At 65.0% G+C, this 14,305-nt stretch carries 16 protein-coding genes and 1 tRNA gene; 12 read left to right on the top strand and 5 right to left on the bottom strand.

Annotation, left to right across the window (positions count from 1 at the left end):
• The first annotated feature begins 49 nt into the window (after positions 1-49).
• Positions 50-1,102 (top strand): TraB/GumN family protein, encoded by a 1,053-nt coding sequence (locus RTQ83_RS08080; RefSeq protein ID WP_312513036.1) that lies wholly within the window; start codon positions 50-52, stop codon positions 1,100-1,102.
• Positions 1,103-1,202: 100 nt separating this feature from the next.
• Positions 1,203-1,276: transfer RNA gene (locus RTQ83_RS08075), tRNA-Gly, on the top strand.
• A 67-nt stretch (positions 1,277-1,343) separates the two neighbouring features.
• On the opposite strand, the gene RTQ83_RS08070 is transcribed toward RTQ83_RS08075, so the two are convergent.
• A complete protein-coding gene (locus tag RTQ83_RS08070; protein WP_312513034.1) occupies positions 1,344-1,544 on the bottom strand; it encodes a hypothetical protein in 201 nt (66 codons plus the stop codon).
• A 231-nt stretch (positions 1,545-1,775) separates the two neighbouring features.
• Between RTQ83_RS08070 and RTQ83_RS08065 the strand changes: the two genes are divergently transcribed.
• Both RTQ83_RS08065 and RTQ83_RS08060 read left to right on the top strand, forming a co-directional pair.
• Positions 1,776-2,669, top strand: coding sequence for an aldo/keto reductase (locus RTQ83_RS08065; RefSeq protein WP_312513031.1), 894 nt, complete (start codon positions 1,776-1,778; stop codon positions 2,667-2,669).
• Complete coding sequence (locus tag RTQ83_RS08060) at positions 2,666-3,325, top strand: DUF6064 family protein (RefSeq protein ID WP_312513028.1); 660 nt, start codon at positions 2,666-2,668, stop codon at positions 3,323-3,325. The genes RTQ83_RS08065 and RTQ83_RS08060 overlap by 4 nt, the downstream gene beginning before the upstream one ends.
• Here RTQ83_RS08060 and RTQ83_RS08055 read toward each other — a convergent pair.
• Entirely contained in the window at positions 3,322-4,437 is a 1,116-nt protein-coding gene (locus RTQ83_RS08055) for a M14 family metallopeptidase (protein WP_312513026.1), read from the bottom strand. The two genes, RTQ83_RS08060 and RTQ83_RS08055, sit on opposite strands and share 4 nt — an antisense overlap.
• Before the next feature lie 192 nt (positions 4,438-4,629).
• Between RTQ83_RS08055 and trmB the strand changes: the two genes are divergently transcribed.
• The 3 genes from trmB to RTQ83_RS08040 all read left to right on the top strand — a co-directional run bounded on the left by trmB (position 4,630) and on the right by RTQ83_RS08040 (position 7,401).
• The gene (trmB, locus tag RTQ83_RS08050; protein ID WP_312513063.1) at positions 4,630-5,310 is read left to right on the top strand and encodes a tRNA (guanosine(46)-N7)-methyltransferase TrmB; all 681 of its coding nucleotides are present in this window, start codon (positions 4,630-4,632) and stop codon (positions 5,308-5,310) included.
• Positions 5,311-5,446: 136 nt separating this feature from the next.
• The gene (locus tag RTQ83_RS08045; RefSeq protein ID WP_312513024.1) at positions 5,447-6,661 is read left to right on the top strand and encodes a histidine kinase; all 1,215 of its coding nucleotides are present in this window, start codon (positions 5,447-5,449) and stop codon (positions 6,659-6,661) included.
• Positions 6,658-7,401, top strand: coding sequence for a LytTR family DNA-binding domain-containing protein (locus RTQ83_RS08040; protein WP_312513022.1), 744 nt, complete (start codon positions 6,658-6,660; stop codon positions 7,399-7,401). The genes RTQ83_RS08045 and RTQ83_RS08040 overlap by 4 nt, the downstream gene beginning before the upstream one ends.
• Positions 7,402-7,419: 18 nt before the next feature.
• On the opposite strand, the gene recQ is transcribed toward RTQ83_RS08040, so the two are convergent.
• Positions 7,420-9,252, bottom strand: a complete 1,833-nt coding sequence (gene recQ / locus RTQ83_RS08035; protein ID WP_312513021.1) for a DNA helicase RecQ — start codon at positions 9,250-9,252, stop codon at positions 7,420-7,422.
• Positions 9,253-9,285: 33 nt separating this feature from the next.
• On the bottom strand, positions 9,286-10,119 hold the full coding sequence (locus RTQ83_RS08030) for an undecaprenyl-diphosphate phosphatase (RefSeq protein WP_312513019.1): 834 nt from the start codon (positions 10,117-10,119) through the stop codon (positions 9,286-9,288).
• A gap of 231 nt (positions 10,120-10,350) precedes the next feature.
• Between RTQ83_RS08030 and RTQ83_RS08025 the strand changes: the two genes are divergently transcribed.
• On the top strand, positions 10,351-10,695 hold the full coding sequence (locus RTQ83_RS08025; protein WP_312513017.1) for a hypothetical protein: 345 nt from the start codon (positions 10,351-10,353) through the stop codon (positions 10,693-10,695).
• A 163-nt stretch (positions 10,696-10,858) separates the two neighbouring features.
• Here RTQ83_RS08025 and RTQ83_RS08020 read toward each other — a convergent pair whose 3' ends face one another.
• Positions 10,859-11,137: a YkgJ family cysteine cluster protein gene (locus RTQ83_RS08020; protein ID WP_312513014.1), complete on the bottom strand. Its 279-nt coding sequence runs from the start codon at positions 11,135-11,137 to the stop codon at positions 10,859-10,861.
• Between the two features lie 132 nt (positions 11,138-11,269).
• Here RTQ83_RS08020 and RTQ83_RS08015 point away from each other — a divergent pair, with 132 nt between their 5' ends.
• From RTQ83_RS08015 to RTQ83_RS08000, 4 genes are all read left to right on the top strand, one after another.
• Positions 11,270-12,160: an SDR family oxidoreductase gene (locus RTQ83_RS08015; protein WP_312513011.1), complete on the top strand. Its 891-nt coding sequence runs from the start codon at positions 11,270-11,272 to the stop codon at positions 12,158-12,160.
• A gap of 126 nt (positions 12,161-12,286) precedes the next feature.
• Positions 12,287-12,928, top strand: coding sequence for a TetR/AcrR family transcriptional regulator (locus tag RTQ83_RS08010; RefSeq protein WP_312513009.1), 642 nt, complete (start codon positions 12,287-12,289; stop codon positions 12,926-12,928).
• A 372-nt stretch (positions 12,929-13,300) separates the two neighbouring features.
• Positions 13,301-13,951: a protein-L-isoaspartate O-methyltransferase gene (locus tag RTQ83_RS08005; RefSeq protein ID WP_312513007.1), complete on the top strand. Its 651-nt coding sequence runs from the start codon at positions 13,301-13,303 to the stop codon at positions 13,949-13,951.
• Between the two features lie 16 nt (positions 13,952-13,967).
• On the top strand, positions 13,968-14,291 hold the full coding sequence (locus RTQ83_RS08000; protein ID WP_312513005.1) for a rhodanese-like domain-containing protein: 324 nt from the start codon (positions 13,968-13,970) through the stop codon (positions 14,289-14,291).
• Positions 14,292-14,305: the final 14 nt, after the last annotated feature.

Here is a 14,305-nt window from a genome sequence, read left to right as displayed (position 1 = left end):
CGTTCATAATCGTCTTAAGCTTTGGCCACTTCAACCACAGGATGTCTTCATGCGCAAACTCGTCGTACCGGCACTTTGCCTGTGCCTGCTCTCCACTTCCGTCGCGGCGCAATCGGGCACTGATCCGAACGCTGACCCGAGCGCCGGCCAGTCGCAGTCAACCGGCGCCGATGCGGCGACCGATGCCCTCGAAACAGTCCCAGAACGGATCCGCGTCGTCGCCCAGCGCCCCGGCCCGGGCATGTGGAAGGTGTCCAAAGGCGAGCACGTGTTGTGGGTGTTCGGCACCTATGGGCCGCTGCCGAAGGACATCCAGTGGCGCTCGACGCAGGTGGAAACCGTGATCCGCAATTCGCAGGAATACTTGCAGCCGCCGCAGGCTTCGGCCAGGCCCGGCTTCTTCAGGTCGATCACGCTGCTGCCATCCATGATCGGCATGCGCAAGAATCCCGACGGCGCCGGGCTGCGCGACGTCATGCCGGCCACGGACTACGCGCGCTGGACCGAGCTCAAGGCCAAGTACCTGCCCGACAACGACGACGTCGAGCGCGAGCGCCCGATCTTCGCCGCGGAAGTGCTGACGCGCGCCGCCCGTCAGCAGGCGGGGCTGGTAGGCAACGACGTGGTGGCCAAGCGAACGCTCGAGCTGGTCAAGCAGAACAAGCTCAAGCAGACCTCGTCCACCTTCGAGCTGCCGATGGACAATGCGCGCGCGGTACTGAAAAACTTCAAGAAATCGACCATCGGCGATGCGGCCTGCCTGGCACAGACGATGGCGACGCTGGAAAGCGACATCGCGGCGGCCAGCGCGCGCGCCAACGCCTGGGCCAAGGGCGACCTCGACGAGATACGCAAACTGGACTTCGCGTCGCGCGAAGAAGCCTGCTTCGGCGCCCTGATGAACAGCGCCGCGTTCGATGCCGAACCGGAATTCAGGAACATGATGGCGCGCGCCCATGCCAAGTGGATCGCGTCGGCAGAAAAGGCGCTGGACGCCAACCCATCGACGTTCGCCATGCTGTCGATGAAGGACATCCTGGATCCGAAGGGCATCATTGCCCAGCTGGCGGCCAAGGGCTACCGGGTCGAACAGCCGGATTGAAGCGCCAGAGCGCATGGCGTGCAGGCAGTGGACGCCTTGCACCGGCTCAGGCTTGGGAATTTGTCAAACCTTTGCAAAGACGCGTAGAATGCTGGCACACGCGGGTGTAGCTCAATGGTAGAGCCGAAGCTTCCCAAGCTTAAGACGAGGGTTCGATTCCCTTCACCCGCTCCAGTCACTCGGCAAGCGCCGGCACGTAATCCCTCATGCACCTGCGGCGAGCGCCGTCTTCGCGCCCAACTCAGCGCGTATGCGCGTCCTTGTTTCCTTCTCTCAGCACGGTCCAGTTGCTGATGACGATATCGGTTTCGAGCTCTTCATGCTGGCTGCAGATCCTGCAGGTACGGGTACCGGCCACGTCGTCGTAGTGCCAGGCGTGGGCAGACGGGAAGATCCTGCGCAGGGGCAGGAAGAGCGAGTGGAGGACCGCGGCGTAGCTCATACAATATCGATTGTCAGTTAAGTCCGGTAGCGTAGAGTATAAATTTCCAGTACGCAATCCGGTTGTGGCTTTCTGGTTTAGAGGATGGCTACGCTTGATATAAATCGTGATTTAGCATAGGTATTGACAGCGCTGAGCGGCGCCATGCCTTGCTGGTGCGCGCTAAGCTGCCATTCCATGACCAGCCAAGCAAGGAACAGCATGTTTCCGGATTCTCTTCGCCGCCGCCGCTTGCTGAAGTCCCTTGCCGGCGTAGCGGGCAGTCTGCTGCTGCCGCCGCTGCATGCCGCGCCGCCACCCTTGATCACGCGTCCCATTCCCTCTTCGGGCGAGGCGATTCCCGTCATTGGCCTGGGCAGCTGGATCACCTTCAATGTCGGGCGCGACCTGCAGGCGCGCGCCGAGTGCGCCGAGGTGATGCGCCAGTTCTTCGCCGGCGGCGGACGCCTGATCGATTCGTCGCCGATGTACGGCTCGGCCCAGGACGTGATCGGGCAGGCGCTGCAAACCATCAAGCCGGCGCGGCTGTTCTCGGCCGACAAGGTCTGGATCGGCGGCGGTGCGAGCGGGCCGGGCCAGATCGAGACCTCGCGCCGCCTGTGGCGCGTGCCGCGCTTCGACCTGCTGCAGGTGCATAACCTGCTGTCGTGGGAAGAACACCTGCCGCAGCTACTGGCGATGAAGCGGGAAGGGCGGCTGCGCTATGTCGGCATCACCACCTCTGAAGGCCGGCGCCATGGCGAGATCGAAAAGATCATGGCGGCGCAGCCGATCGACTTCGTACAGGTGTCGTACAACGCGCTCGACCGCGACGTCGAGCAGCGCATCCTGCCGCTGGCGCGCGAGCGGCGCATCGGCGTGATCGTCAACCGGCCGTTCCGCCAGGGCGATCTGACCCAGGCGCTGGCCGGCAAACCGCTGCCGGGCTGGGCTGCCGAGATCGGCTGCACCAGCTGGGCCCAGGCGCTGCTGAAGTTCATCGTGTCGCATCCGGCAATCACCTGCGCCATTCCCGCCACCTCGAACGTGGCGCACGTGCGCGAGAACCTGCTGGCCGGCAGCGGTCGCCTGCCGGACGAGGCGCTGCGCAAGCGCATTGCCCAGGACGCCGAAAGGCTGGCATGAGCGAGTGGTGGACCTACCGGCTGAGCGACTTGCTGATGTTTTCGGCGCGCAGCTACTGGCGCCTGATCGAGCTGACCAACCGCGAGGTGTGGCCGGCGCAGCTGGTGGCGCTGGCCGCCGGCATCGCCGTGCTCGGCTGCATCGCGCGGCCCGGCCTTCGGCAACAGCGCGCCGCGTACCTGTTACTCGGCGCCGGCTGGGCTTGGGTCGGCTGGGCCTATCACCTGCAGCGCTATGCCGACATCAACACCGGCGCGCCGTATTTCGCGGCCGCGTTCGCGCTGCAGGCGCTGCTGTTGTGGGGCGCGGCCGTGCGTCCGCGTGCGCTGGCGGTGGCGCCGATGCGCAGGAAGTTCGGACTATCGATCGCCGGCGCCGGTCTGCTGGCCTACCCGTTACTGGCGCTGGCCGGCGGACACGGCTGGAGCCGGATGGAAGTCGCCGGCATCGTGCCCGATCCCACCGCGGTGACAACCCTCGGCGTGCTGCTGGCACTGCGCGCGCACCCGATCCTGTGGCTGATCCCGCTGGCGTGGTGTCTTGTGACCGCGGCGACCTTGATGGAGCTGGGTGTCGGGCACGCCTGGCTGCCGCTTGCATTCGCGGCGACGGCGATCGCTGCCAGCCTGTCGGTAAGCCGCAAGGAACGCGCTTAGCTCGACAGCAGATTGCCCGACCTGAACGAGTCCGCACCCGCCACTTTGCACACATGCATTCCGCGCAGCAGATGGCGGTGCGCGGTGCTGGCGAACAGCAGGCCGGGACGGGTGGCCGCCACCGGCGTCACCTGGCCGCTGACCGGATTGACGATATCGGCGATCGGTTCTCCCGCCGCCACCTGTTCGCCCAGCTTTTTATGAAACACCAGCACGCCGGCATGCGGCGCCACCAGCGGTTCGACCGCGTCCAGCGGCAGCGGCTTGCACTGGGCCGCCGGCAGCGGGCGCTGTTCGATGTCGAGCACGCCGGCGCGCGCCAGGTATTGCAGGATGGCGTCGGTGTCCTGCTGCGCATAGTCGTAGCGCACGTCGTTCTCGCCGCGCAGCTCGACCGTGACGGCGATGCAGGACGGCGGAATGTTCGCATCCGTAAAATGGTCCTGCAGATCCCACCACACCCGGCTGCAGGCTTCGTCGAAGGCTTCGCCGCCCGATTCCTTGGCCACCAGCAGCACACGTGCGCCCATCAGGTCGGCCAGCGGCTGCACCGCTTCGGTCAGCGGGGTGCCGGTGTACATGTGCAGCACGGCTTCGTTGTCGCAGTGCAGGTCGAGCACGATGTCGGCGTCGATCGCCAGCGTCAGCAGGGCCTTCTTGAGCGTGGCGGCATTGTCCTGCGGTTCCCATTCCGAGACGGCGCGCCGCGCCTCGGCGCGGATCAGCGCCACGTTGGCGCTGGCGTCCGTGCCGAGGCGGCCGGCCAGCGTCTGTTTGAGTTCGTCGGCCACATGGCGGTAGGCGCGGTTGAAGTTGGTGCCGGTCGACAGGTCGTAGCGGCCGAACGGCGCGCCGTGCAGCACCTGCGACAGGCCGAGCGGATTGGCGGCCGGCACCAGCACGATCTCGCCCTTGATCTTGCCCTCCGATTCGAGCCGCTCGAGTTCGCCGCGCAGCACGTGCGCCACCAGCATCGCCGGCACTTCGTCGGCGTGGATCGCCGCCTGGATGTAGACCTTCTTGCCGCTGTCCGGCTCGCCGTAATGGAAGGAATTCAGGTGCAGGGTAGCGACGTTGTCGTCGATGGCGATCGGGTGTTTCGTCGAATGCATGGCGGGCGGCTCCGGCGGACTGGGAAAACGACGATTATGGCCGATTCCGCCAGGAGACTTCGCACGGCCGCGCCAGGTGCGGCCGCATGGTCTGCCGGGCCTGCGGCTAGGCTATAATGACAGCCGTTTTTTTCTGCATATCCTAACTTCCCCATGTCTTCTGAAAAGCCCACCAACGGCCCGGCGCGGTCGATGCTGTACGATCCCACCGAACACCGCATCCGCAGTTTCGTCACCCGTGCGGGGCGGCTGTCGACCGGGCAGGCGCGCGCTTTCGAAGAGTTCGGCGACAAGTTCCTGGTCGAGTACAAGAAGGAGCCGCTCGACCTGGCCCAGGCCTTCGGCCGCCAGGCGCCGGTGATCCTGGAGATCGGCTTCGGCATGGGCGACACCACCGCCCATATCGCGCGCCTGATGCCCGAGAAGGATTTCCTGGGTGTCGAAGTGCACACTCCGGGCGTGGGCAGTCTGCTCAAGCAGATCGGCGAGCAGGACATCCAGAACCTGCGCCTGATCCAGCACGATGTGTTCGAAGTGCTGAACCACATGATCGGCGACGCCACCCTGGCCGGCGTGCACGTGTTCTTCCCGGACCCGTGGCATAAGGCGCGCCATAACAAGCGCCGCCTGATCCAGCCGGCTTTCGTGAAGCTGCTGTGCCAGAAACTGGCGCCGGGCGGCTACCTGCACCTGGCCACCGACTGGGAAGACTACGCGGTGCAGATGCTGGAAGTCTTGAGCGCCGAGCCGGAGTTGGCCAACACCGCCGACGGCTACGCGCCGCAGCCGGCCTACCGTCCGCTGACCAAGTTCGAGAACCGCGGCATCAAGCTCGGCCACGGGGTGTGGGACCTGGTCTTCACCCGCAAATAAGTCATCCTGGGTGGGCGCGGCGTTCCGTCGTTCGCGCCCCCGCCTTCGTCGTTCGTCGCCCGCCGCTGTTTTCCCCCGCCTGTTGTTCCTACACTGAACTCGTTGCTATACATTAACGGGTAAGGAGGAGGGCGCCATGTGGCAGCGGTTGGCAAACTGGTATCGCGAATGGGATGAAGAATTGCTGGCCGTGCTGCGCGATCCGGCTGCGGCGGCGTATACGCCGCCCGGTTTCCGGCGCAGGATGGCCACCGCCACCGCCGAACTCTCGCCGATCGAACGCCAGGAGCTGTACCGGATCTGCAGCGTCTACCGCGGCCGCAAGCTGGCGCTGGTGATCGGCAAGCTGTTTCTCGCCTTCTCGGTGGTCGGCATCCTGTTCAAGCTCGCCTACCGTCCCGACCTGTCGCTGCTGTCCGGGATCTTCGTCGCCAATACCACCGGGTTCACGGTCGTGTTCGCCATGGTCGGGATCTGGTTCAGCCAGGCCAGGATCGCGCGCGTCAAGCGCGAGGTCGTCTACATGCTGCTCATTCTCGGCGTGGTCGGCGGCGTGTACGGGTCGACCGTCAGCATGGTGGCCAGCGGCAGCTCCTGGTACCAGTTCATGCAGAACCTGCCGAAGACCGTGGTCGGGGTCACCATCGGCGTCCTGGTGCTGGTGGCGTTGCCCGGCGTCGCCCTGACGATGGTGCGCAACCGCCATTACGCGCTACTGGCCGTCCAGCTGGCGCAGGAAGCGGAACAGGCGCGCCTGGCACGCGAGCTGAGCGAAACGCAGTTGCGCCTGCTGCGCGCCCAGATCGAGCCGCACTTCCTGTTCAATACCCTGGGCGCGGTGCAGCAGCTGGCGGAGCAGGGCGCGCCGCGCGCGGCCGAACTCACGGCGCACCTGATCGACTTCCTGCGCGCCAGCACCAGCGACATGCGCTGCGAGCAAGTGCCGCTCGATACCGAGTTGCGCCTGGTCGAGTCCTACCTGCGCGTGATGCAGATTCGTCTGGGCCAACGCCTGCGCTTCAGCATCGATTTGCCGCCGGAATTGGCCGCCACGCAAGTGCCCAGCATGATCGTGCTGACCCTGGCCGAAAACGCGATCAAGCACGGCATCGAGCCGTCGCTGCGCGGCGGCGAGATCGCGGTCACGGTGCATCAGGACGAAGACAGGGTGCGGGTCCGGGTGCGCGACAGCGGCGTCGGCATGAGCGACACGCCCGGCAACGGCACCGGTCTGGAAAACGTACGCCACCGCCTGCGCCTGGCGTATGGCGAGTCGGCCGGCCTGATGCTCAGCGAAGCCGAACCGGGCCTGCTGGCCGAGATCGTGATCCCATCGAAGGAACGGCAATGACAGTAAATATACTGGTGGCCGAAGACGAACCGCTGATGCGCGAGCGCCTGCTCGGTATGCTGCAGTCGGCCTGGCCCGAGGCGCAGGTGGTCGCGGTGGCGGAGAACGGCATCGATGCCTGGGATGCCTTCCTGGAACACGCGCCGCAGGTGGTGTTCCTCGACATCCGCATGCCCGGCATGTCGGGGCTGGAAGTGGCGGCGCGCATCGGGCGCCAGGCCCACGTGGTGTTCGTCACGGCGTATGACCAGTATGCGGTCGACGCCTTCGACGCCGGCGCGGTCGACTATCTGCTCAAACCCCTGCAGCCGGGCCGCCTGGACAAGGCGCTGGCGCGCCTGCGCGACAAGCTGGACAGTACGCCAAGCGATGTCGGCGCGGTGGTGCGCCGGCTGGCCGAAGCGCAACCGAAACGCGAGAAACTGAAATGGCTGAAGGCGACGGTCGGCAAGCAGATCCGCCTGATCGACGTCGACGAGGTGCTGTTCTTCCAGGCCGACAGCAAGTACACGCGGGTGGTGCTGGAAGGTTCCGAGGCGCTGGTGCGCATTCCCTTGAAGGAACTCACCGCCGGGCTCGATGCCGAGCGCTTCTGGCAGATCCACCGCGGCACGCTGGTGAACGTGACCGCGATCCGCGCCGCCGAGCGCATCGACGCCGAACGCATGCAGGTGCTGCTGCGCGGCAGCAGTGAAGTGCTGCCGGTCAGCCGCAGCTTTACTCACCTGTTCCGCGAGTAAAGCTGCCGGCCGGGCGAATTACATCATCTCGCCGATCAGCGCCACGATCTCGTCGCCGTACGACACCAGCTTCTTCTCGCCCACGCCCGACACGCCGCGCAGGGCGTCGATCGAGGTCGGCTTGACCTTGGCGATCTCGCGCAAGGTCGCATCCTGGAACACGACGTAGGCCGGCACGCCATGCTCGCGCGCGGTGCCCATGCGCCACGAGCGCAGGCGGTCGAAGATGGCCTGCTCGGAGCGCGACAGTTCGGTCTCTTCGTAGTTCGAGCGCGAGGTGCTCTGGCGCTTCGGCTTGACCGGTTTCTGGTACTGGCGCAACTGAATCTTCTGCTCGCCCTTGAGCACCGGCCGCGCGCCATCGGTCAGCTTGAGCGAGCTGAAGGCATCATGGTCGACCGTCAACAGGCCCAGGGCAATGGCCTGGCGCACGATGGCACGCCACTCCTGTTCGCTGCGGTCGGCGCCGACGCCGTACACCGTCAGCTTGTCGTGGTGCCACTGACTGATGCGCTCGGTCTGGGCGCCGCGCAGCACGTCGATCACGTGGCCGGCGGCAAAGCGCTGGTCGACCCGGTACACGGTCGAGAGCAGCTTCTGGATCGGCACCGTGCCGTCGAAGCTGACCGGCGGGATCAGGCAGGTATCGCAATTGCCGCAGGGGCCGGAGCGCTCGCCGAAGTAGTCGAGCAGGCGCATGCGCCGGCAAGACAATGTTTCGCACAGCCCCAGCATGGCATCGAGCTTCATCGACAGCACGCGCTTGAAGCCGTCGTCGGCGTCGGATTCGTCGATCATGCGCCGTTGCAGCACCACGTCCTGCAAGCCGTAGGCCATCCAGGCGCTGGCCGGCGCGCCATCGCGGCCGGCGCGCCCCGTCTCCTGGTAATAACCCTCGATGCTCTTGGGCAGGTCAAGGTGGCAGACGAAACGCACGTCCGGCTTGTCGATGCCCATGCCGAAGGCGATGGTGGCGACCATCACGATGTTCTCTTCGCGCAGGAAGCGCGCCTGGTTGGCGGCGCGCACCGTGTGCTCCATGCCGGCGTGATAGGCCAGGGCGCGGATGCCGTTTTCGTTCAGGAAGTCGGCGGTTTCCTCGACCTTCTTGCGCGACAGGCAATACACGATGCCGGAATCCTGGGCGTGCTCGGCGCTGATGAAATCGATCAGCTGCTTGCGGCCGGTGGTCTTCTCGACGATCGAATAGCGGATGTTGGGTCGGTCGAATGACGACACGAACTGGCGCGCGTCTTCCAGCTGCAGGCGGTGCGCGATCTCGGCCCGGGTCTGCTGGTCGGCGGTGGCAGTGAGCGCGATGCGCGGCACGTTCGGAAAGCGCTCGTGCAGGATCGACAGGCGGATGTATTCGGGACGGAAGTCGTGGCCCCATTGCGACACGCAGTGCGCTTCGTCGATCGCGAACAGCGAGATGCGCGAAGCCTCGAACAGTTCCAGGCAGCGCGGCGTCATCAGGCGTTCGGGCGCCACGTACACCAGATCGATTTCTCCGCTGCGCACCAGGCGTTCGATGCGCAGGGTTTCTTCGAAGCTCTGGGTCGAGTTCAGGAAGGCGGCGCGCACGCCGACTTCTTCCAGCGCATCGACCTGGTCCTGCATCAGCGCGATCAGGGGCGACACCACCACGCCGACGCCATCGCGCAGCAGGGCCGGGATCTGGTAGCACAGCGACTTGCCGCCGCCGGTCGGCATCAGGACCAGGGCATCGCCGCCACTGGCCACGTGCTCGACGATCTCGCCCTGCTGCCCGCGGAAGGCGGGATAGCCGAAGACGGTCTCGAGCACATGGAGGGCGCGGGCGCCGAGGTCGGCGCCAAGATCGGGATTCATACTTGCAATTCTAATGGGGGTAGGGCGCCCGGATCATTCTTTCCAGAGGACCAGGCCGAAATGGCCGGTCACGAGCACCAGGATACCGAATACGATACGGTACCAGGCAAAGATCGTGAAGTCGTGCGAACTGATGTAACGCAGCAGCCAGCGCACGCACAGGAAGCCGGCGATGAAGGCGGACACGAAGCCAAGGCCGAACAGCGGCACGTCGTCGAGCGACAGCAGCTCGCGTTCCTTGTAGACGGAGTATACCGTGGCGCCCAGCATCGTGGGCATCGCCAGGAAAAACGAGAATTCGGTGGCCGCCTTGCGCGACAGGCCGAACAGCATGCCGCCGATGATGGTCGAGCCCGAACGGCTGGTGCCCGGGATCAGGGCGAAGCACTGGGCGAAGCCGACCTTCAGGGCGTCGAGCAGGGTCATTTCCTCGGCCGTCTGTACCCGCGCCAGGCTCGGGTTCAGGCGCTGGCGGCGCTCGGCCCACAGGATGATGACGCCGCCGACCACCAGCGCGATCGCCACCGGAATCGGATGGAACAGGACTTCGGTGATCGTGGCGCTGAACAGCACGCCGGCCAGCGCCGCCGGCACGAAGGCCACCGCCACATTGCGCGCAAAACGTTGCTGCACAGGATCGGAGGTGAGGCCGGTGAGCATGCGGATCACGCGTTCGCGGTATTCCCACACCACCGCCAGCACGGCGCCGAGCTGGATCACGATCTTGAATACAGTTGCCTTGGTGCCGGTAAAGTCGAGCAGGCTGCCGGCGAGGATCAGGTGACCGGTCGACGAGATCGGCAGGAATTCGGTGAAGCCCTCGACCAGGCCCATGATGATCGCCTTGATGGCGAGAAGAATGTCCATGAAATCTTGTTATGTGGAAGCGATCTGTGGAGTAACTGCGCGGGCGTGAAGCTTACCATGAGCCGGGTCGGGGCCGGCGGGCCAACTGAACAGTATTCAGGGATGGGGTGCCGAATTCGGTGTGTCGAGTTGTGCGCCACGCGCCAAAACGCGTGCTACACTCAACTCATGAGTCTTATTTTGGTTCTCATCCTTGCCGCGCTTGCATGGCTGGCATTTCATGATTGGCAATTGCCCAATTCCTTGCGTTACCGTCCCTTCCAGGGCCGGGCCTGGCGCAGTACATTCCCATCCGCTTCCCGTAAAGACATCCGCGAATTCCTGTCGCTGTGCGGCGCCGCCTTTGCCTGCCGCGACTGCGACCGGGTGCACCTGCGTCCCGACGACCAGGTGCTGGGCGTGGTGCGCGCCGCGCGGCCGGCGCGCTGGATGCCCGAAGTCTCGGACGTCGAACCGCTGGCGCGTGCGCTGCGCGAACGCTACGGCCTGCTGCTGGACGAGGTCTGGCACGACGGGCTGACGCTGGGCGGACTGTTCCAGCGGGTGCAGCAAAAGCGCGGCAAGCCGGCGCTTTAAGAACCTATCCCGGTAGGTGGGAGGAAGTTCATGCCGATGCATGGCAAGCGTGAGCAAGGCGCGAGGAGGCCGCGTGGCCAGCCACGCAACGACGAGCAACGCAGCGCACGCTTGCCAGGCGCGGCAGGAACGACTCTTACCTACCGGGATAGGTTCTAAGCAGTCAGGCCGGCGCGGTCGCCCGCTCCAGCGCATCCAGCCAGCGGATCGCCTGTTCGCGGGTCTCCCCACACATCTCGCGCGACGGCTGCAAGCCGCCGCAAAACGCCGGCCGCTCCGGCTTGCCGAAGATGCGGCAACGCTCGTCGTCGCCCAGCTGCACGCAGCGCACGCCCGCCGGCTTACCGTTCGGCATGCCGGGAATCGGACTGGTGATCGAAGGCGCGGTGCAGCAGGCGCCGCATTGCGCGCGGCAGTCGAAGGAGTCGGTGGTGGAGGTCATGGCGTGGATGGGCGAGGGCGGCGACAGTATACAAGCTGCGTCCCGGTTCGATCCACCCTGAATAAGGCGGGCGCTTCGCCGCCCCCGATCCTGCTAAGTTGTGGCCATGACGATGCATTCCACGGAGGCCCCATGTCCAGTCCGCTCAAACCCCTGAACCGCCAGGTGCTGGTGATCACCGGCGCCACCAGCGGGATCGGGCTGGCCACCGCCCACGATGCGGCGCGCCAGGGCGCCTGTCTGGTACTGGCCGCACGCGGCGGGGATGTGCTCGATGCGGTGGTGAGCGGTCTGCATGCGAATGGCGCGCAGGTGATCGGCGTGGTGGCCGACGTCTCGCAGCGCGCCGACGTCGAGGCCATCGCCCAGGCTGCAGTGAACCGCTTCGGCCGCATCGACAGCTGGGTCAACAATGCCGGCAGCACCATCTACGGACGGCTGGACGAAGTGTCGGAAGCGGACAGCCGGCGCCTGTTCGACGTCAATTTCTGGGGCATGGTGCACGGCAGCCTGGTGGCGCTGCCGCATCTCAAGCGCCAGGGCGGGGCCTTGATCAATGTCGGCAGCGAAGCGTCGGAACTGGCGATTCCGCTGCAGGGCATGTATTCGGCCAGCAAGCATGCGGTCAAAGGTTTTACCGACGCGCTGCGCATCGAGGTCGAGCAGCTCGACCAGGCGCCGGTGTCGATCACGCTGATCGAGCCGACCGCGGTCGATACGCCGCTGCCGCAGCATGCGCGCAACTACATGGAGCGCGAACCGAAACTGCCGTCGCCGCAGATCGATCCGCACCAGGTCGCGTCCGCCATCCTGCACGCGGCGACGGTACCGATGCGCACCGTGCGCGTCGGCCTGATGGCGGGCATCGATACCGCGGTCGAGAAGCTGCTGCCGGGGCTGGCCGACCGGGTGTCGGTGATGCAGGTGCCGCGCCAGCAGGCCGACGGTCCGCCGCGCAATCCCGAGGGCAGCCTGTACCGCTCGTGTGCCGACGGGCGTATTTATGGTCCCGGTAGCGCATAATGGCATACCGGAGCGATACATACTTTTGTGACATCGTACGCAGTTTCGTTTGCACAACGGTCGCTTGACTGGGCAATGACACCCAGTCTATATTGGTTGTTCCTTAGATAATTTCTGGGCGGGAAGATGGACTGCCAACTCGACAGCAAGCCACGCTGGGAGCGGCGCAAACAGGCGCGTCCCCAGGAATTGCTGGCTGCCGCAATCGACCTGTTTGTCGAGCGCGGCTTTGCCGCCACCCGCCTGGAGGACGTGGCGCGCCGCGCCGGGGTGTCGAAGGGCACCCTGTACCTGTATTACGCCAACAAGGAAGACCTGTTCAAGGCCGTGGTGCGCCAGAGCATCGTCCCGGTGCTGGGTGAGGCCGAGACTTCGGTCGCCGAATACGAAGGCCACAGCGCCGACCTGCTGCGCGAACTGATTCTGGCCTGGTGGCGCCGCCTGGGCGCGACCAAGGCTTCCGGCATCAGCAAGCTGATCCTGGCCGAAGCCGACAACTTCCCCGAACTGGCCCGCTTCTACCAGGAAGAAGTCATGAACCGCGGTACCCGCATGATCTCGAACCTGCTCGAGCGCGGCGTACGGCGCGGCGAATTCCGCGCCCTCGACATCCCGCAGGCGACCCAGGTATTGATTGCGCCGACCCTGATGCTGTCGACCTGGAAGCACACCATCGCGCCCTGCGAACGGTGCGAACTGCAGCCGGAAGCCTTTCTCGAAGCCTTCCTCGACATCACCCTGCACGGCTTACTGCCTGCCCAAAAATAGGGCGCGATACCGTTCTTTCCAGCACCGAATCGCGCCAGACGCCGAATTCCGGCGTTCATCCCCTCCAAATTGCAGACTGTCGCAATTTCCCTCCGGCTCGGATGCGCATCGTTAAGATGTGCTTCTGTTCCTTCAAACTTACGTAAAACTATTCACAATCAGCTTTACCGTTGAATTCCTGCTTCATCGAAGCTGGTTTCACCCTTCAATGTTGTAGGGCCAGAGCCTTCTTCTCCACAGGCTGACACGGTGGAACTCGCCGCCGTATTTATAAGACTACACAAATTTGAATGAGTTCCAGGCTAACTATTTAAACCCGAGGCCGTTCAACGATAAAATATCGGATTATTTATTTTTCCACCGAGAATGCAAATGAATATCGAACAAGCCCGCTTCAACATGATCGAACAGCAAATCCGCCCTTGGAACGTGCTGGACCACGACGTGCTCGACCTGCTGCACGTGGTCAAGCGCGAGCAGTTCGTGCCGCAAGCCTATGAAAACCTGGCGTTCGCGGACGTCGAGATCCCGCTGCCGGGCGGCGAGGCGATGTTCAATCCGAAGGTCGAAGCGCGCATCGTCCAGGAAATCGCGGTGAAGAAAAACGAAGACGTGCTCGAGATCGGCACCGGTTCGGGCTATATGGCCGCGCTGCTGGCTCATGGCGCACGTCACGTGACCTCGGTCGAGATCCTGCCGGAAACCGCCGCCCTGGCGCGCGCCAACCTGTCCAAGGCCGGCGTCACCAACGTGACCGTGGAAGAAGGCAATGGCGCCCAGGGCTGGGGCCAGGGCACGTACGACGTGATCGTGGTCTCGGGCGCGCTGCCGGTGCTGCCGGAAGCGCTGGTCAAGCAATTGAAAGTGGGCGGCCGCATGGTGGCGATCCTGGGCGAAGCCCCGGCCATGACCTGCCAGCTGGTCAAGCGCACTTCGGAAACGGCGCACGACGCGGTCAAGGTGTTCGAGACCATTGCCAAGCCGCTGACGGGTGCCCAGACCCCGTCGCGCTTCACCTTCTGATCAAGGGGAGCCGTCGATGCAACAGATGACCGCTCCCGAGCTGGCCGCCTGGCTGGCCGACCCGGCACGCGAGCAGCCGCTGCTGCTCGACGTGCGCGAAGGCTGGGAGTTCGAGACCTGCCATATCGCAGGCTCGACCCTGATCCCGATGCACCTGATCCCGGTCCGTGTGAGCGAGATCGACGACGAGCGCGAGATCGTGTGCATCTGCCACCACGGGGCGCGCAGCATGCAGGTCGCTGCCTTCCTCGAGCGAAATGGATTCAGCAACGTCACCAATCTAACGGGCGGGGTACACGCCTGGGCAGTACAAGTCGATCCTTCGATGCCGAAGTATTGACCTGATCCTTAACT

It is taken from the genome of Massilia sp. (assembly GCF_031995545.1).
Taxonomy (GTDB): domain Bacteria; phylum Pseudomonadota; class Gammaproteobacteria; order Burkholderiales; family Burkholderiaceae_D; genus Telluria.
This window is presented reverse-complemented; position numbering and strand designations above follow the sequence as displayed.